At 62.0% G+C, this 16,048-nt stretch carries 17 protein-coding genes and 1 pseudogene; 13 read left to right on the top strand and 5 right to left on the bottom strand.

Annotated features, from left to right (window positions below; genetic code table 11):
• Positions 1 to 97 precede the first annotated feature (97 nt).
• The 3 genes from ACA047_RS12215 (at position 98) to ada (ending at position 2,643) form a co-directional block, all read left to right on the top strand.
• Positions 98 to 814, top strand: a complete 717-nt coding sequence (locus tag ACA047_RS12215) for a 2OG-Fe(II) oxygenase (RefSeq protein WP_497359431.1) — start codon at positions 98 to 100, stop codon at positions 812 to 814.
• Entirely contained in the window at positions 804 to 1,481 is a 678-nt protein-coding gene (gene alkB, locus ACA047_RS12210; protein ID WP_497360319.1) for a DNA oxidative demethylase AlkB, read from the top strand. Before ACA047_RS12215 ends, alkB begins: the two co-directional genes overlap by 11 nt.
• 88 nt (positions 1,482 to 1,569) lie before the next feature.
• Entirely contained in the window at positions 1,570 to 2,643 is a 1,074-nt protein-coding gene (gene ada / locus ACA047_RS12205; RefSeq protein WP_497359430.1) for a bifunctional DNA-binding transcriptional regulator/O6-methylguanine-DNA methyltransferase Ada, read from the top strand.
• Here the strand turns inward: ada and ACA047_RS12200 are convergent.
• Positions 2,607 to 3,095, bottom strand: a complete 489-nt coding sequence (locus tag ACA047_RS12200; protein WP_497359429.1) for a GyrI-like domain-containing protein — start codon at positions 3,093 to 3,095, stop codon at positions 2,607 to 2,609. The genes ada and ACA047_RS12200 overlap by 37 nt on opposite strands.
• 148 nt (positions 3,096 to 3,243) lie before the next feature.
• Here ACA047_RS12200 and ACA047_RS12195 point away from each other — a divergent pair, with 148 nt between their 5' ends.
• From ACA047_RS12195 to ACA047_RS12175, 5 genes are all read left to right on the top strand, one after another.
• Positions 3,244 to 4,317, top strand: a complete 1,074-nt coding sequence (locus ACA047_RS12195) for an NAD(P)H-dependent flavin oxidoreductase (RefSeq protein WP_497359428.1) — start codon at positions 3,244 to 3,246, stop codon at positions 4,315 to 4,317.
• 233 nt (positions 4,318 to 4,550) lie between these two features.
• Positions 4,551 to 5,303, top strand: a complete 753-nt coding sequence (gene modA / locus ACA047_RS12190; RefSeq protein WP_497359427.1) for a molybdate ABC transporter substrate-binding protein — start codon at positions 4,551 to 4,553, stop codon at positions 5,301 to 5,303.
• A complete protein-coding gene (modB, locus tag ACA047_RS12185) occupies positions 5,304 to 5,984 on the top strand; it encodes a molybdate ABC transporter permease subunit (protein WP_497359426.1) in 681 nt (226 codons plus the stop codon). It begins immediately after the preceding gene.
• 3 nt (positions 5,985 to 5,987) lie between these two features.
• Positions 5,988 to 7,073: a molybdenum ABC transporter ATP-binding protein gene (modC, locus tag ACA047_RS12180; protein ID WP_497359425.1), complete on the top strand. Its 1,086-nt coding sequence runs from the start codon at positions 5,988 to 5,990 to the stop codon at positions 7,071 to 7,073.
• Between the two features lie 121 nt (positions 7,074 to 7,194).
• Positions 7,195 to 8,232 (top strand): DNA topoisomerase IB, encoded by a 1,038-nt coding sequence (locus ACA047_RS12175; protein ID WP_497359424.1) that lies wholly within the window; start codon positions 7,195 to 7,197, stop codon positions 8,230 to 8,232.
• A gap of 79 nt (positions 8,233 to 8,311) precedes the next feature.
• Here ACA047_RS12175 and ACA047_RS12170 read toward each other — a convergent pair whose 3' ends face one another.
• Positions 8,312 to 8,845, bottom strand: a complete 534-nt coding sequence (locus ACA047_RS12170) for a DUF3087 family protein (RefSeq protein WP_497360317.1) — start codon at positions 8,843 to 8,845, stop codon at positions 8,312 to 8,314.
• Between the two features lie 217 nt (positions 8,846 to 9,062).
• On the opposite strand from ACA047_RS12170, the gene ppnN reads away from it, so the two are divergent.
• Complete coding sequence (ppnN, locus tag ACA047_RS12165) at positions 9,063 to 10,436, top strand: nucleotide 5'-monophosphate nucleosidase PpnN (RefSeq protein WP_497359423.1); 1,374 nt, start codon at positions 9,063 to 9,065, stop codon at positions 10,434 to 10,436.
• A 131-nt stretch (positions 10,437 to 10,567) separates the two neighbouring features.
• Here ppnN and ACA047_RS12160 read toward each other — a convergent pair whose 3' ends face one another.
• Complete coding sequence (locus tag ACA047_RS12160; RefSeq protein ID WP_497359422.1) at positions 10,568 to 11,227, bottom strand: HAD-IA family hydrolase; 660 nt, start codon at positions 11,225 to 11,227, stop codon at positions 10,568 to 10,570.
• Between the two features lie 134 nt (positions 11,228 to 11,361).
• Here ACA047_RS12160 and ACA047_RS12155 point away from each other — a divergent pair, with 134 nt between their 5' ends.
• Entirely contained in the window at positions 11,362 to 11,820 is a 459-nt protein-coding gene (locus tag ACA047_RS12155) for a GNAT family N-acetyltransferase (RefSeq protein WP_497359421.1), read from the top strand.
• Positions 11,821 to 11,830: 10 nt separating this feature from the next.
• Here ACA047_RS12155 and ACA047_RS12150 read toward each other — a convergent pair whose 3' ends face one another.
• Both ACA047_RS12150 and ACA047_RS12145 read right to left on the bottom strand, forming a co-directional pair.
• Positions 11,831 to 13,186: an MATE family efflux transporter gene (locus ACA047_RS12150; RefSeq protein WP_497359420.1), complete on the bottom strand. Its 1,356-nt coding sequence runs from the start codon at positions 13,184 to 13,186 to the stop codon at positions 11,831 to 11,833.
• 75 nt (positions 13,187 to 13,261) lie between these two features.
• Positions 13,262 to 13,876, bottom strand: coding sequence for a LysE family translocator (locus ACA047_RS12145; RefSeq protein WP_497359419.1), 615 nt, complete (start codon positions 13,874 to 13,876; stop codon positions 13,262 to 13,264).
• 547 nt (positions 13,877 to 14,423) lie between these two features.
• Here ACA047_RS12145 and ACA047_RS12140 point away from each other — a divergent pair.
• From ACA047_RS12140 to ACA047_RS12130, 3 genes and pseudogenes are all read left to right on the top strand, one after another.
• A pseudogene (locus ACA047_RS12140) lies at positions 14,424 to 15,368 on the top strand (methyl-accepting chemotaxis protein); the annotation flags it as partial.
• A gap of 10 nt (positions 15,369 to 15,378) precedes the next feature.
• Positions 15,379 to 15,747: a response regulator gene (locus tag ACA047_RS12135; protein ID WP_047227658.1), complete on the top strand. Its 369-nt coding sequence runs from the start codon at positions 15,379 to 15,381 to the stop codon at positions 15,745 to 15,747.
• Between the two features lie 15 nt (positions 15,748 to 15,762).
• On the top strand, positions 15,763 to 16,047 hold the full coding sequence (locus ACA047_RS12130; protein ID WP_497359418.1) for an STAS domain-containing protein: 285 nt from the start codon (positions 15,763 to 15,765) through the stop codon (positions 16,045 to 16,047).
• Position 16,048 lies beyond the last annotated feature (1 nt).

Here is a 16,048-nt window from a genome sequence, read left to right as displayed (position 1 = left end):
GGTGAGCGCTCGGATATTGACGCACCGCAAGATCCGGGGTGCCAGCCGTCGAAGCCCTCCCCAGACTGACCAATCCTTTCTACCAAGGATTGTAGGCATGTCCCTGCCCTCACTGACCCAACGAATCAACACCCTTGACTGGCCCGCCCTGGAACAAAGCCTTGAGCAGGACGGCAGCGCCGTCATCCGCAACCTGCTACCGGCCACGCAGTGCCGGATGCTCAGTGGCTTGTACGCCGAACCCGGGCTTTTTCGTTCCAGGGTGGTGATGGCCCGGCATGGATTCGGCCGCGGTGAGTATCAGTATTTTCGTTATCCGCTGCCCGATATCGTCCAGCAACTGCGCCAGTCGTTGTACCCGGCGTTGGTACCATTGGCCAATCGCTGGAACGAATGCATGGGCATTGAGGTGCGATATCCTGACGAACACCCGGCCTTTATTCAGCGCTGCCATGGCGCTGGGCAACAGCGTCCTACCCCCTTGCTGCTGCAATACGACCCGCAGGACTACAACTGTCTGCATCAGGATTTGTACGGCGAGCAGGTGTTCCCATTGCAGGTAGCGATTCTGTTGGCGGAGCCGGGCCAGGACTTTAGCGGCGGTGAATTCGTGCTTACCGAACAACGCCCGCGCATGCAATCGCGGCCCCAGGTCATCGATCTGAAACAGGGCGATGCCGTGGTGTTCGCCGTGCATCAACGCCCCGTCAAAGGCGTTCGCGGTTATTATCGAGTGAACTTGCGCCATGGCGTAAGCCGCGTGCACAGCGGCAGGCGGCACACCCTAGGAATCATTTTTCATGATGCGCAGTGATGACCCCTCGATCATGCTGGACTTGTTCGCCGACCAGGCGCCCATCCCGCCCGGCCAGACCGAACAGATAGGCCAGCAGGCGTTCGTGCTGCGCGGCTTCGCCCTGCCCTGGCTGGACCGTTTGCTGCCAGCCTTGGAAACGGTCTTGCAGGCTGCGCCGTTTCGGCAAATGGTGACGCCCGGCGGCTTCACCATGTCGGTCGCCTTGAGCAGTTGCGGTGCGCTGGGCTGGACCACCGACCGCAGCGGCTATCGCTATACGGCCCATGATCCACAAACCGGCCAACCCTGGCCCGACATGCCAACCGTGTTCCGCGAACTGGCGCAGGCGGCCGCCCAGCAGGCGCAGTTCGAGCACTTCGAACCCGACGCTTGCCTGATCAACCGCTATGTACCCGGCGCACGGATGTCGCTGCACCAGGACAAGAACGAACGCACCCTCACGGCGCCCATCGTCTCAATGTCCCTGGGCCTGCCAGCGGTGTTCCAGTTCGGCGGGTTCGAGCGCAGCGACAAGAGCCTTCGCGTTCCGTTGTTCCATAGCGACATCGTGGTCTGGGGCGGCGTGGACCGGTTGCGTTACCACGGTGTGCTGCCGCTCAAGCAAGGACAGCATCCGCAGCTGGGTGCCCAGCGGATCAACCTGACGTTTCGCACCGCCGGGTGAAGGTGCAGAATTCAACCGCAAGACCCGGAGTGTTGCCACCTCGCAGGCTCGCTACTGTAGGCAAAACGGGCCAATGGACAGAACGACCATGAACAACACTTCGAACACTCTCGCCCCTGAACTGGACCCTCGCTGGGCCGCCGTGCTCGCTCGCGATCCGCGCGCCGACGGGCAATTCGTCTATGGCGTGAAAACCACCGGTATCTATTGCCACCCCAGCAGCCTCTCGCGTCTGCCCAACCCGCGTAACGTTGAATTTTTCGACACCCCGGAGCAAGCCCAGGCAGCGGGCTACCGTCCCAGCAAGCGCGTGGCCAGGGACCAGACCCAGATTGCCGCCCAACAAACGGCCCGGGTCGCGGCCGCCTGCCGGCAGATCGAGGCGGCCGACGAGTTGCCAGGGCTCAATGAACTGGCACACAGCGCCGGCTTGAGCCCCTTCCATTTTCATCGGGTATTCAAGGCCGTTACCGGCCTGACACCCAAGGGCTACGCCGCCGCCCACCGCTCGCGCAAGGTGCGCGAACGTCTGGCCGATGGCGGGACAATCACCGAAGCGCTGTACGACGCAGGTTTCAATTCCAACAGCCGCTTTTATGAAGCCGCCGACAAAGTGCTGGGCATGAAACCCACCGACTACCGCGCCGCCGGGCAGAACACCGACATCCGGTTCGCCGTCGGGCAATGCTCCCTCGGGGCGATCCTGGTGGCGCAAAGCGAACGTGGCGTGTGTGCGATCCTGCTGGGGGACGACCCGGACGCGCTGGTGCGGGACCTGCAGGACAAGTTCCGCCGCGCCAACCTCATCGGCGCCGACCGGGAGTTCGAGCAATTGATCGCCCAGGTGGTCGGCTTTATCGAAGCGCCGGCATTGGGCCTGGACCTGCCCTTGGATCTGCGGGGCACGGCGTTCCAGGAACGGGTCTGGCAGGCCCTGCGGGACATTCCGTCGGGCAGCACCGCCAGCTACGCCGAGATCGCCCAGCGTATCGGTCTGCCCAAAGCCGTGCGCGCCGTGGCCCAGGCCTGCGGCGCCAACAGCCTGGCCGTGGCGATCCCTTGCCACCGGGTGGTGCGCAGCGACGGCAACTTGTCGGGCTATCGCTGGGGCGTGGAGCGCAAACGTCAGTTGCTGGCGCTGGAACGCTCGTCCGGGGACTGAACGCCGATGTAGATCGCGACCGAATCGGGGCCGCTATAAACCTCGAAATCAGTGGTGAAGCGGCGCAGGGTCTGCGGGTTGTCGGCGAAATATTCCCAGATCAGACCCCAGGTCTGGATCACGCAATCGGGCATCGGCCCTTTCGCTGAGAACACCAGGTAATCCCCGCCCTCGATGTTAACGGCGGGGTAGCCTGCGCTCGTGGCATCCACTTCCACGCCGGCCGTCACATCGAAGTGGCCGGTGGCGTCGGACTCGTAATTGGAATAGACCCCATAGACGAACGACTCCGACTGCCTGGCCGGGACCTTGTCGAACAGCCCTTCGGTGAAAAACTGCTGCCACATCGGGCCGATCTTTGCCGTGTCGGGCCGCTGCTCGTCGGAGTTGCGGGTGTGCACCTGTAAACCGGCCACGCTGAAGGGCTCGACTGCCTTGAGTTTAACGTCCATGGTTCATGGCTCCTTGATAAGTGAAGCCGCATGGTAACCCTCCCCCCGCCGGGATCAAGCTGCAGCGCTCGATTGAAAAACTCGACTGGCCCTGACTGGGCCACACCTGCTAAAAACGCTGTTTCCTTCTGCCGTCGAGACCCCACACATGAGTCAGTGGCCAGACACCCGCATTCTTGACCTGCTCGGTATCGAACTGCCCATCATCCAGGGGCCACTGGCCGGGGTGACCGGTCCGGCCATGGTGATAGCCACTTGCAATGCCGGCGGGCTGGGCTCGATGCCGGCGGCGATGCTCGACGTCGAACAATTGCGCCAAGCGCTGGCGACGATCAGCGAACAAACCGACAAACCATTCAATGTGAATTTTTTCTGTCACCAGCCACCGGTGCTCGATGAGCAGCGGGCCGAGGCCTGGAAGCAACGGCTAAAGCCTTATTACCAGGAACTGGGCGCCGATTTCGACGCGCCGACGCCGGTGTCCAACCGCACACCATTCGATGATGCGGCCTGCCGCGTGCTGGAAGAAATGCGCCCCAAAGTGGTCAGTTTCCACTTCGGCCTGCCGGAAAAATCCCTGTTGGATCGGGTAAAAGCTACTGGCGCGAAAATCCTCTCTTCGGCCACCACCGTCGAGGAAGCCATCTGGCTGGAACAGCGAGGTTGCGACGCGATTATTGCCATGGGCTATGAAGCCGGCGGCCATCGCGGGATGTTCCTCAGTGACGACGTCAACACCCAGGTCGGCCTGTTTGCCTTGCTGCCCCAGGTGGTGGATGCGGTGAAGGTGCCGGTTATCGCCACGGGCGGCATCGGCGATGCGCGGGGGATCGTTGCGGCGTTTGCCCTCGGCGCATCGGCGGTGCAACTGGGCAGTGCCTATTTGTTCACCCCTGAGGCCAAGATCAGCCCGTCCCATCACCGGGCGCTGCGCACGGCCAAGGAAAGCCAGACCGCCGTCACCAACCTTTTCACTGGCCGCCCAGCTCGAGGTATCGTCAACCGGGTGATGCGCGAAGTCGGCCCAATGAGCCCGATGGCGCCGGCATTTCCGCTGGCCGGTGGTGCGTTGATGCCGTTGCGCGCCAAGGATGAAGCCGACTTCAGCAACCTCTGGGCCGGCCAGGCGTTTCCCATGGGCCGGGAGCTGTCGACCGCCGAACTGACACGGTGCCTGGCCGAAGAGGCACTGGCCCGACTCAACAACCGTGGCCGGTCCTGATGATCATCATCGCCTGTTAGGCCGTCATCGCGAGCAGGCTCGCTCCCACAATGAATCTGTGGCAACCATCACATCCGGGTAGACCGCCGGACCTGTGGGAGCCTGCTCGCGATGGCGGCTGCCCATTCACCATCGCTCACCGCTGATCCCCTGGCAAAATGTCGCGTTCCGTTTGTCAGCCATTCGCTATATATTTCTATATATAGCGAACCTGATCCTACGGAGCTTCACTTATGCACCTCACCCGCTTCGCGCCGTTGCTGCTGATCACGCTCTTTACCGTTGGTGCCGTTCAGGCCGATGAGGTGCAGGTGGCCGTGGCCGCCAACTTCACCGCGCCGATCCAGGCCATTGCCGCCGACTTCGAAAAAGACACCGGCCACAAACTGGTGACGGCCTATGGCGCGACCGGACAGTTTTACACCCAGATCAAGAACGGCGCGCCGTTCGAGGTCTTCCTCGCCGCCGACGACTCCACCCCGGCCAAGCTGGAAAGCGAAGGCGACACCGTCAAAGGTTCGCGTTTCACCTACGCCGTCGGCACGCTGGCGCTGTGGTCAGCCAAGGACGGTTATGTCGACAGCCAGGGGCAGGTACTCAAGAACAACGATTTCCAGCACCTGTCCATCGCTAACCCGAAAGCCGCGCCCTACGGCCTGGCCGCGACCCAAGTGTTGGACAAACTGGGGTTGACCGCGCAGGTCAAAAGCAAGATTGTCGAAGGCCAGAACATTACCCAGGCCTATCAGTTCGTCTCCACCGGCAACGCCGAACTCGGCTTCGTAGCCTTGTCCCAGATTTACAAGGACGGCAAAGTGGCCAGCGGTTCGGCATGGATCGTCCCAGGTGAACTGCATGACCCGATCAAACAGGACGCGGTTATCCTCAGCAAAGGCCGGGATAACCCCGCTGCCGTGGCACTGATGGATTACCTCAAGGGCCCGAAAGCCGCCGCCATCATCCAAGCCTACGGTTATCAACGCTAAATGCCGCTGACCAGTGCCGACTTCGCCGCCATTTGGCTGACCCTGAAACTGGCGTCGTTGACCACAGTGATCCTGCTGCTCATCGGCACGCCCATTGCCCTGTGGCTGTCGCGCACCCAGTCTTGGTTGCGCGGGCCAGTGGGTGCGGTGGTGGCCCTGCCGTTGGTGCTGCCGCCCACCGTGATCGGCTTTTACCTGCTGCTGGCCCTCGGGCCCAATGGGTGGATCGGCCAGTTCACCCAGGCCCTCGGGCTGGGCACCCTCACCTTCAGCTTTACCGGGTTGGTGATCGGCTCGGTGATTTATTCCATGCCGTTTGTGGTGCAGCCGCTGCAGAACGCTTTTTACGCCATCGGCAGCCGCCCCCTGGAAGTCGCCGCCACCCTGCGAGCCGGTCCCTGGGATACTTTTTTCAGCGTCATCCTGCCCCTGGCCCGGCCCGGTTTCATCACCGCCGCGATTCTCGGCTTCGCCCACACCGTCGGCGAATTCGGCGTGGTGCTGATGATCGGCGGCAATATCCCTGAGAAGACCCGGGTGGTTTCAGTGCAGATCTACGACCACGTTGAAGCGCTGGAATACGCCCAGGCCCACTGGCTGGCGGCGGCGATGCTGGTGTTTTCATTCTTTGTGCTGCTGGCGCTGTATTCCAGCCGCAGAACCCGGGCCGGCTGGAGCTGATCGATGATTAAGGCGCGTTTTCAGCTCGACCACGGGGATTTTTCCCTGGACCTGGATGTGCAATTGCCGGGCCGGGGCGTGACCGCGCTTTATGGTCAGTCCGGCTCCGGCAAGACCACCTGCCTGCGCTGCATCGCCGGGTTGGAACGGCCAGCGCACGGCTTTATCGAGGTCAATGGTCAGGTATGGCAAGACAGTGATCGCGGCGTGTTCGTGCCGCCCCATCAACGGGCGCTGGGGTATGTGTTTCAGGAGGCAAGTCTGTTCGCGCACCTGTCGGTGCGGGCCAACCTGGCGTTCGGTCTCAAGCGCATTGCGCCAGCGCAACGGCGTGTGAATATGGACCAAGCAACCGAGCTGCTGGGCATCGGCCACCTGCTTGATCGACAGCCACACAACTTGTCCGGCGGCGAACGCCAGCGAGTGGGCATCGCCCGAGCCTTGTTGACCAGCCCACAACTGTTGCTAATGGATGAGCCGCTGGCCTCCCTCGATACGCGGCGCAAAAACGAGATCCTGCCGTACCTGCAACGGCTCCACGATGAGCTGGATATCCCGGTACTGTACGTCAGCCATTCCCAGGATGAAGTGGCGCGCCTGGCCGACCATCTCGTGCTGCTCGACGCCGGCCGCGTGCTGGCCAGCGGCCCCATCGGCGAGACCCTGGCCCGGCTCGACCTGCCGCTGGCTTTGGGGGATGACGCGGGTGTGGTGGTCCAAGGCAAGGTCAGCGGTTATGACGCCAACTATCAACTGCTGACCCTGAATCTGCCCGACAGCCAGTTGAGCGTGCGCGTGGCCCACACGCCACTGGCCATCGGGCAGCCACTGCGCATCAAGGTCCAGGCTCGGGACGTCAGCCTCAGCCTCAGCCTGGCGGGCGATGCCCAGACCAGCATCCTCAACCGCCTGCCGGTCACAGTGGTCAGCGAACTGGCCGCCGACAACGCCGCCCATGTGCTGATCCGCCTGGAAGCCGCCGGCACACCGCTGCTGGCGCGCATCACTCGCTACTCCCGCGATCAGCTGCAGCTCCATCCGGGGCAGTTGCTGTGGGCGCAGATCAAGGCGGTGGCGGTGTTGGCGTAGGCCTCGAAGTCTTTAGATGGAACCAATGTGGGAGCGGAGCACCCTCAAAATCTTGGCACGTCCGCAACGGCCTGTGGTCAATAAATCACAGGCATCCGGATTCGCTGCCAAGGATTTTTTTATGCCCGACACCCTGCCGCCGGATGCATTACCGGCCGACCTGCATTACGTCGACGACACCGCCCCTGGCATCACCCGCAGGAAGCTGCGGGGCAAGTTCTGTTATTTCGACCCGCAGGGCCTACGCATTACCGATGCAGCTGAAATCCAGCGCATCAACGCCCTGGCGGTACCGCCGGCTTACACCGATGTCTGGATCTGTCGCGATCCGCGCGGCCATCTCCAGGCCACGGGCCGTGATGCCCGTGGGCGCAAACAATACCGCTACCATTCGCGCTGGCGGGAAGTGCGCGATGCGGACAAGTATTCGCGAATACTGGAGTTCGGACGCACCCTGCCCCGCCTGCGCAAACGCCTGGAGGCGATCCTGGCCACGCCCGGTTTCAGCCGCGACAAGGTCATGGCCACGGTCATCACCCTGCTGGACATGACCTTGATCCGGGTCGGCAATACCCAATACGCCCGCGCCAATCGCTCCTACGGCCTGACCACCCTGCGCAGCAAACATGTCGAGGTCAACGGCAGCGCCATCGCGTTCCAGTTCCGCGGCAAGAGCGGCGTCGAACATCAGATCACGGTGAAAGACCGGCGCCTGGCGCGAATCATCAAGCGCTGCCAGGAAATCCCCGGGCAGAACCTGTTCCAATACCTGGACGAAAACGGCGAGCGCCACGCCATCAGTTCTTCGGACATCAACAGTTACCTGAAAACCCTCACCGGCGCCGACTTCACCGCCAAGGACTACCGCACCTGGGCCGGCAGCGCGGCGGCGTTGGCCGGGCTGCGAATGCTGTGCTGGGAAACCGAGACCGAGGCCAAAAAACACGTCGCAGAGATGGTCAGGCAGGTCGCCCGGCAACTGGGCAATACGCCCGCCGTCTGTCGTAAATGCTACATTCATCCTGCAGTGGTCGAGGCTTTTCTGCTCGGTGCCCTGAGGGAACTGCCCAAACCCCGGGTACGCAAAGGCCTGAGCGCAGAAGAAGCCGCACTGGCGATGTTCTTGCAGCGCATGGCGCAAGCCGCCGAAGCGTGCTGACCGGGGCGATGGATTTTACGCGTTCACGAAGGTGGGGCTTAGGCGAGGAGCATGGCGCGCTACTGCCAAAGCGAGTCAATCAACGCTCGACATAGGCCCTTTTCACTGCCTCGATCCAGGCCGGGTCCAACTTCGGCTGTTCGGTGTCCAGGTTCAGCGCCTGCATCTTATCCAGGTGCTCGTCGATCTCCCGGGTCAGTGAGCCCTGGGCGCTGGAGTTGGCGTCCAGCTGATGCATCTGCGCCAACCCCAGGTGATAGAAGCGCAGCAGCTTCATGGCCGTCGGGTCCTGGACCTGCACACCGGCCGTCACCTGGTGCATCACGTTGGTAACGCTCATCAGGCTGCGCTTGAGCTGCCAGCCGTATACCGCCGCGGCCATCCACGGCTGCGACCAGAAGTACAGGCGCATCAGCGCGATCATCACCAGTACCGCAGCAATCACTCCACCCAGATTGAAGCGAAAGTTATCGCCCCCAGGCGTGCCGAACAGGATCACGGCCAGGCTGGACAGCAGCATCGCCAGCGCCACGAACGCCACCACGACGATGAGGGTGCTGCGGCGCGTCTGCTGTCGGTAGGTGTTGGCATCCCACGGTTTGATCTCGAACATCGCGATGCAATTTCCTTGTACGGCATAAAAAGAGTCACGCATTATCGCCTCCCCGGTCGATTTAGCTATGCTGGGGCTCGTTTTGTGTTGCAACCGACCCGAAGGATTCGGATCAAAGTCCGTGGCGATACCGCATGGATCGTGCGATCTTTCTGCGTGGACGTTTTTTTCAAGATGCCGTCGTCGTGTGTACGGCATCGTTTTCAAGGAAAGCTGAATGACTCAAAGACATGTAATCAACGCCTCTGTGAGCCCCAAGGGCAGCCTGGAGACCCTGTCCCAGCGCGAAGTCCAACAACTGAGCGAAGCCGGTTCCGGCAGTATCTACACTCTTTTCCGCCAGTGCGCCCTGGCTATCCTCAACACTGGCGCCCATGTTGATAACGCCAAGACCATCCTGGAAGCCTACAAGGACTTCGAGATCCGCATTCACCAGCAGGACCGGGGCGTACGCCTGGAGCTGCTGAACGCGCCGGCCGACGCCTTCGTCGACGGCGAGATGATCGCCAGCACCCGGGAAATGCTGTTCAGCGCCCTGCGCGACATCGTCTACACCGAGAACGAACTGGACAGCCAGCGCATCGACCTCGCCTCGTCCCAGGGCATCAGCGACTACGTGTTCCACCTGCTGCGCAACGCCCGCACATTGCGCCCCGGCGTGGAGCCGAAAATCGTCGTGTGCTGGGGCGGTCACTCGATCAACACCGAAGAATACAAGTACACCAAGAAAGTCGGCCACGAACTGGGCCTGCGCAGCCTGGACATCTGCACTGGCTGCGGCCCGGGCGTGATGAAAGGCCCGATGAAGGGCGCCACCATTGCCCACGCCAAGCAGCGGATCCAAGGCGGCCGTTATCTGGGTCTGACGGAGCCGGGCATCATCGCCGCCGAAGCACCGAACCCGATCGTCAACGAGCTGGTGATCCTGCCGGACATCGAGAAGCGCCTGGAAGCCTTCGTGCGCGTCGGCCACGGCATCATCATTTTCCCGGGCGGTGCCGGTACGGCGGAAGAGTTCCTGTACCTGCTGGGTATCCTGATGCACCCGGCCAACCAGGACTTGCCATTCCCAGTGATCCTCACCGGACCGAAAAACGCGGCGCCGTACCTCGATCAGTTGCACGCGTTTGTCGGTGCGACCTTGGGCGAGGCAGCGCAGAAGCATTACCAGATCATCATCGACAACCCGGCCGAAGTGGCGCGGCAGATGACCAACGGGCTTAAAGAGGTCAAACAGTTCCGTCGCGAGCGCAACGACGCTTTCCATTTCAACTGGCTGTTGAAAATCGACGAAGGCTTCCAGCGCCCGTTCGACCCGACCCACGCCAACATGGCCAGCCTGGGCCTGAGCCGCGGCCTGCCCCCCCACGAACTGGCCGCCAACCTGCGCCGCGCGTTCTCGGGGATCGTGGCCGGTAACGTCAAGGACAAAGGCATCCGCCTGATCGAGGAGCGCGGCCCTTACGAAATCCACGGCGACGCCGCCATCATGGAACCCCTCGACCGCCTGCTCCAAGCCTTCGTCGCCCAACACCGCATGAAACTGCCGGGCGGCGCAGCGTATGTGCCGTGCTATCGCGTCGTGACCTGACCGGTTCAAGGAACCACAGATAAAAATGTGGGAGCAAGGCTTGCCCGCGATGGCATCGGCACATTCAACACGAATGCAAGCTGACCCACCGCTATCGCTAGCAAGCCCGCTCCCACAGGGGATTTGTGTGGTTACAGAATTCGCATCAATCCAGCTTCATTCATCTCAACTGCAAGCCCAAGGTAATCCTTGATTTGCGGATGGCGGGTGTCCACTGGATGCGTGTGCGTCGCCGTCACCACCCTTACATCCGCTCCCACCGCTTCGCCGGCCTTGATTCCCGCGTCGGCGTCTTCAAAAACCAGGCACTCCTGGGGCGGCACTTGCAACCGCTCGGCGGCCAGTCGATAGCAGGCGGGGTTTGGCTTGCCGTCGCTCACATCCTCGGCAGTGACCATCACCCCGGGGCGTGGAATTCCAGCCGCTTCCATACGGCGCAAGGCCAACGCCATGGGCGCCGAGGTGACAATCGCCCATTGGGCTGGCGGCAGGTTTTTCAGAAACGCCACCGCACCGGGCACTTGCACCACGCCTTCCACATCCTCGATTTCCTCCCGGGTAATCTGCTCGGCCTCGGCCTGGGCATCCACCCCCGGCAGACACTGGCGAGCAATGGTGTCGATGGCGCGCACGCCATGGATGGTCGGCAGAAACGTCGCCACGTCCACGCCTTGGCGTATTGCCCAGCGCGTCCAGATCCGCTCGGCGGCGGCGATGGAATTGAGCAGCGTGCCATCCATGTCGAAGAGAAAGGCGCGGTAAGCGGTGACAGAAGGGGAAAGTACAGGCATCAGGGTCCTCGAGTGATCGCACGGCAGACGAAACTCACTGTAACATCGCCCCTCTTGACACTGCACCGCCCGAACAGACATCTGACTCAGTATCGCCATGGGGGCGCCGCGCCCTATCATCCAAAGGATTGCCGATGATCCACTACGACTGGCTTGCCCATCACATGCATCACTGCCAGACCTATGCCGCCTGGCTGTACCGTCAGTTCCAGTACGAATATGCCACCCAATCCCTGGCCGAATGGCAGATCGAGTTCGCCGAAGGCCAGTTCAATGGACAGTGGCCGTGCCTGATTGCCCTGGATGGCGACCAATTGCTCGGCGGCGCAGCGCTCGCCAAAGATGACCTGCCCGAGCGCCCTGAACCTGGCCCCTGGCTGGCGTGTGTACTGGTGACGCCCCAGGCCCGAGGCCAGGGCATTGCGCAGCAATTGATCGAAGGGATTTGCGCCCGAGCCAAAGACAACGGCGTCGAGCATGTGTACTTGCACACCCACGACCGCAGTGACTACTACGCCCAGCGCGGCTGGCACGTGCGGGAACACTTCATGGCCTGGGGCGAGCAACAAACCTTGATGACCAAGCCACTGTGAATCACCTCACCTAAACCAACCGCTCGATTGGCTGATGCTGCCAGACCAGTTTGTAGTACAGCGTCTGCAACAGCAGCATGCTCAAGTAAGCCACCGGAAACGCCATCCACACCCCTTGCAGTCCGAGACGGGCATCCAGCAGGTAGGCCACCGGCACTTGCACAGCGATGATGCAGAAGATCGAGATGGCCACCGGTATCAGCACCGTGCCGCTGGCGCGCATGATGCCGCCGACGATCGCCTGGAAGCCGAACACCAGCAGGCTCCAGAGCATGATGTGCAGCAGATGTTCGGCCTGCACCCGCGCCGCCGGGTCGGTGATAAACAGCCCCAGCAGCCAGTGGGACAACAGATACCCAAGCAACACCAGCCCACCGGTGAGCCAGACGTTGATCACCAGCCCCGTGCGCAGGATCGGCCCCAGACGCTCCTGCCGACCGGCGCCTATGGCCTGGGCGCCGAGGATCGAGGCGGTGATGGCAATCGACAGCGCCGGGAACTGCACGTAATTGACGATCTGCGTCACCGCGCCGTAGGCCGCCGTGGCTTGGGAACCGTGACGGTTGACCAGCGCCAGGATCACCAACTCCGACAGCGAGATCACCACCATCTGCAACCCCGTGGGCAGGCCGATGCGCAGTACCTTGCCGAGAATGTCCATGTCCAGGCGCATCGCCGCGAACAGCGCCCGATCCGGTGCCAGGGCATGCTCGCGACGGTTCAGGCGCCACGCCAGCATCGCCATGGACGACGCGGCACCCACCAGCCCCGCCAATGCCGCGCTCTGGATGCCCATTTGCGGCAGCCCCAGCCAGCCGCGAATCAGCGCTGGCGTGAGCATCAACCCGACGATGGTAGACACCAACAATGCGAGCAGCGGTGACACCGTATCGCTCACCCCACGCAACAACTGGGTGAACAGCACGAACACCAGCAGTATCGGCAGAATCCACATCATGACCCGGGCATACGAAACAGCGTCCTCCAGCACATCGGCCGGGGTGCCCAGCCCCTGCAAGGCCTGACGCGCAAAGACACTGCCGAGTACCGCTGCCACCAGCCCGATGATCGCCCCCAGAAGCAGCGTTGTGCCAGCAATTGCCTTCACCGTACTGGTTTCTCCGGCGCCGTAGGCCTGCCCGATCAACACCCCCGCTCCCACGCCGAGTCCAATCACCAACGCGATGAAGAAAAACACGATGGGAAACATGCCCGACACCGCCGCCAATGCCTGGGTGCCCAGCATCTGGCCGATATAGATGCTATTGAGCGTGCCGGACATGGCCTGCAGGAAATTGGACAGGACCATGGGGGTCAGGAACAGGAGATAGGTTTTCCAGAGGGGCAGATGGGTTTGGGTGGACATGGGGGCTCGTGGCAGAAGGTGGAGGATCCAGGATCAGTAATCTAGCTCAATCTGTGCATCGGGTTAATGACAGGTTCATTGGACCAATTGCCGAACCCCCAGCAGCCCGATCAACCCCCCACACAACCGGTCGATGAATTTCTTACTGCGCCGATAGCCCGAAGAAATCCGCGGCTTTGACAGGGCAAGCGTCACCAGGGTGTACCAGGTCGATGACACCACCCCCACCACCGCCAGCATTGCCAGGAACGTCGCGCTGGAGACGTGGGTCGGTGTCGCAGCGGAAAAAACCGCCGCAAAGAACGCCATGGATTTCGGATTGCCGATGTTTGTCACCACACCTTGCATGAAAGCCTGCCGAAAACTGCCAGCCCCGCTCTGAGTACCCGACACCGGACTGGCTCCGGCCTGACGCCACAGACGCCAACCGAACCAGATCAGATATCCGGCACCCAACACCTTGACCACCAACGCCGCCCAAGGGAATGCGGCGAAGACCACGCCGATACCGGCGATGGCACACGTGGCCCAGAACAGATTGACCAACACGATACCGGTCACCAGGGCCAGCGCCTCCAGGCGCGTCGCCGCCACAGCCTTGTGGACCACCGCGACAAAGTTGGGCCCGGGAATGATCACCCCAGCGATATAAACCACTAGCACCGTGAGAATGGCGGGACCGTCGATCATGAGCGTTCCTTTGCGTAGGCAGGCAGACGAAGCTATACCAAAACGAACCTTCAATACAGGACAGAGCGGCACAAATACCGAATGAGTGCGAGCGGATGATCTCGACATTTTGCAGACTGCGTCTAATTTTTGCTGGCGCAGTGCCACTGTCCGAGCAGGCCAACGCCTACGGCAATGCCAGAATCGGACGATCGGTCTTAAAGTCCGAGTGGGGGGCGCAGATAACCAGTTATTCGCAAATAACCTGTTTGCAACACTGTTCAAGGACCGAACCATGACGTCGTACCCACACGGTCATTCCCTTGCCCCAACCCCGCCACGCATCCTCTGGGGTGCAGTGCTTGTGGCCATGGGTGCAAGCGTCGGCACGCTGGCACTCAACGGTCCGAGTGCACAAAACATCGGTTTAAGTGCTGCGCTCCTGGCCCTTGGCCTGGGTGCTGGCGTGTGGGGCGCACGGTCTCAGCGTCGTCAGCTCGACAGCGCCGTCGCCGCAGCCACTGCCCGCCACGAGCTACACGCCGCCGAACACCTCACCCATAAAACCAACGCACAACTCAACGAAGTCATCCTCGGGGCCATGCCGATCTGGGCCAAGCAGGTGGAAAGCTCCCGGCAGCAGACCGAAACCGCCATCGTCTCGCTGACCAGCCGCTTCACCGGCATATCTTCACGCCTGGAAGACACCGTGCAAGCCTCGCAACTGGCGGCCGGTGAACTGGCCGGCAAAAGCAGTGGCGGTGCCGTGCAGGTGCTGGCCCAGAGCGAAAGCGAACTGGTCCAACTCATCGATTCCTTGAAGGCCACCCAAACCAGCCGCGATGAAACCCTGGCTCAGGTGCGTAACCTGACCGCCTACACCGGTGAACTGCGGACCATGGCCGCCGATGTCGCAGCGATTGCCGCACAGACCAACCTACTGGCCCTCAACGCCGCCATCGAAGCCGCCCGCGCGGGCGAAGCCGGACGTGGTTTTGCCGTGGTGGCCGACGCCGTGCGCAGCCTGTCGAGCAAATCCAGCGAGACCGGCCAACAGATGTCGGCCAAGGTCGACATCATCAATACCGCCATCACTCAACTGGTCCAGGCCGCCTCCAGCGGCGCGGACCAGGACAGCCATTCGGTGACCCACTCCGAAGAGAGCATCCAGCGCGTGCTGGAACGCTTCAAGAGCGTCACCGGGCGGCTCGCCGATTCGGCCGCCATGCTGCAACAGGAAAGCTTCGGTATTCGCGACGAACTCACCGAAGTGCTGGTAAGCCTTCAATTCCAGGATCGGGTCAGCCAGATCCTCAGCCACGTGCGCGACAACATCGAGGACCTGCATGTGCACATGCAGCAGGCCAGTCAGTCGCTCGATCAGGCTGTCGCCATCGATGCCCGTCAATGGCTGGCACGCATGGAAACCACTTATGCCACCGACGAGCAACGCCGCAATCACCACGGCAACTCGGGCGCGCAACAGATTTCACAGGAAATAACCTTCTTCTAGGAGAGCCTTCATGGCTAAAAGTGTATTGGTTGTCGACGACTCCGCGAGCGTTCGGCAGGTGGTCGGCATTGCGTTGAAAAGTGCGGGATACGACGTGATCGAGGCCAGCGACGGCAAGGATGCACTGGGCAAGCTCAATGGCCAGAAAGTGCACCTGATCATCAGCGACGTGAACATGCCCAACATGGACGGCATCACCTTCGTCAAGGAGGTCAAGAAGCTGGCCAGCTACAAGTTCACGCCGATCATCATGCTCACCACCGAATCCCAGGAGTCGAAAAAGCTCGAGGGCCAGGCCGCGGGCGCCAAGGCCTGGGTGGTCAAGCCGTTCCAGCCGGCGCAGATGCTGGCGGCGGTTTCCAAGCTGATTCTTCCTTGATCGTCGGAGGCTGCGATGCCCTTGCTGTATGAAGCACAAGGCGACACCGCGCAGGTGCAGATCGACGGCGAGCTGACGATCTACACCGCAGCCGACCTGGCAGCGCAGCTGCTGCCATGCCTGGGGAATACGCCTCGCATGGCACTGGACCTGTCACAAATTACCGAAATGGACGGCGCCGGCCTGCAACTGCTGCTGATGGTGTTGCGTGAGGCGCCGAAGACCGGCACTCACCTGACGCTGACCGGGCGCAGCAAGGCCGTCACCGAAACGCTGGAGTTGTGCAATCTAGTGGCCTAAC

This window comes from Pseudomonas sp. LBUM1664 (assembly GCF_059695895.1).
This window is presented reverse-complemented; position numbering and strand designations above follow the sequence as displayed.

Coding starts and splice junctions, on each gene's coding strand:
- ACA047_RS12215 (WP_497359431.1), top strand. CDS start 98: ATGTCCCTGCCCTCACTGACCCAACGAATCAACACCCTTGACTGGCCC.
- alkB (WP_497360319.1), top strand. CDS start 804: ATGCGCAGTGATGACCCCTCGATCATGCTGGACTTGTTCGCCGACCAG.
- ada (WP_497359430.1), top strand. CDS start 1,570: ATGAACAACACTTCGAACACTCTCGCCCCTGAACTGGACCCTCGCTGG.
- ACA047_RS12200 (WP_497359429.1), bottom strand. CDS start 3,095: ATGGACGTTAAACTCAAGGCAGTCGAGCCCTTCAGCGTGGCCGGTTTA.
- ACA047_RS12195 (WP_497359428.1), top strand. CDS start 3,244: ATGAGTCAGTGGCCAGACACCCGCATTCTTGACCTGCTCGGTATCGAA.
- modA (WP_497359427.1), top strand. CDS start 4,551: ATGCACCTCACCCGCTTCGCGCCGTTGCTGCTGATCACGCTCTTTACC.
- modB (WP_497359426.1), top strand. CDS start 5,304: ATGCCGCTGACCAGTGCCGACTTCGCCGCCATTTGGCTGACCCTGAAA.
- modC (WP_497359425.1), top strand. CDS start 5,988: ATGATTAAGGCGCGTTTTCAGCTCGACCACGGGGATTTTTCCCTGGAC.
- ACA047_RS12175 (WP_497359424.1), top strand. CDS start 7,195: ATGCCCGACACCCTGCCGCCGGATGCATTACCGGCCGACCTGCATTAC.
- ACA047_RS12170 (WP_497360317.1), bottom strand. CDS start 8,845: ATGTTCGAGATCAAACCGTGGGATGCCAACACCTACCGACAGCAGACG.
- ppnN (WP_497359423.1), top strand. CDS start 9,063: ATGACTCAAAGACATGTAATCAACGCCTCTGTGAGCCCCAAGGGCAGC.
- ACA047_RS12160 (WP_497359422.1), bottom strand. CDS start 11,227: ATGCCTGTACTTTCCCCTTCTGTCACCGCTTACCGCGCCTTTCTCTTC.
- ACA047_RS12155 (WP_497359421.1), top strand. CDS start 11,362: ATGATCCACTACGACTGGCTTGCCCATCACATGCATCACTGCCAGACC.
- ACA047_RS12150 (WP_497359420.1), bottom strand. CDS start 13,186: ATGTCCACCCAAACCCATCTGCCCCTCTGGAAAACCTATCTCCTGTTC.
- ACA047_RS12145 (WP_497359419.1), bottom strand. CDS start 13,876: ATGATCGACGGTCCCGCCATTCTCACGGTGCTAGTGGTTTATATCGCT.
- ACA047_RS12135 (WP_047227658.1), top strand. CDS start 15,379: ATGGCTAAAAGTGTATTGGTTGTCGACGACTCCGCGAGCGTTCGGCAG.
- ACA047_RS12130 (WP_497359418.1), top strand. CDS start 15,763: ATGCCCTTGCTGTATGAAGCACAAGGCGACACCGCGCAGGTGCAGATC.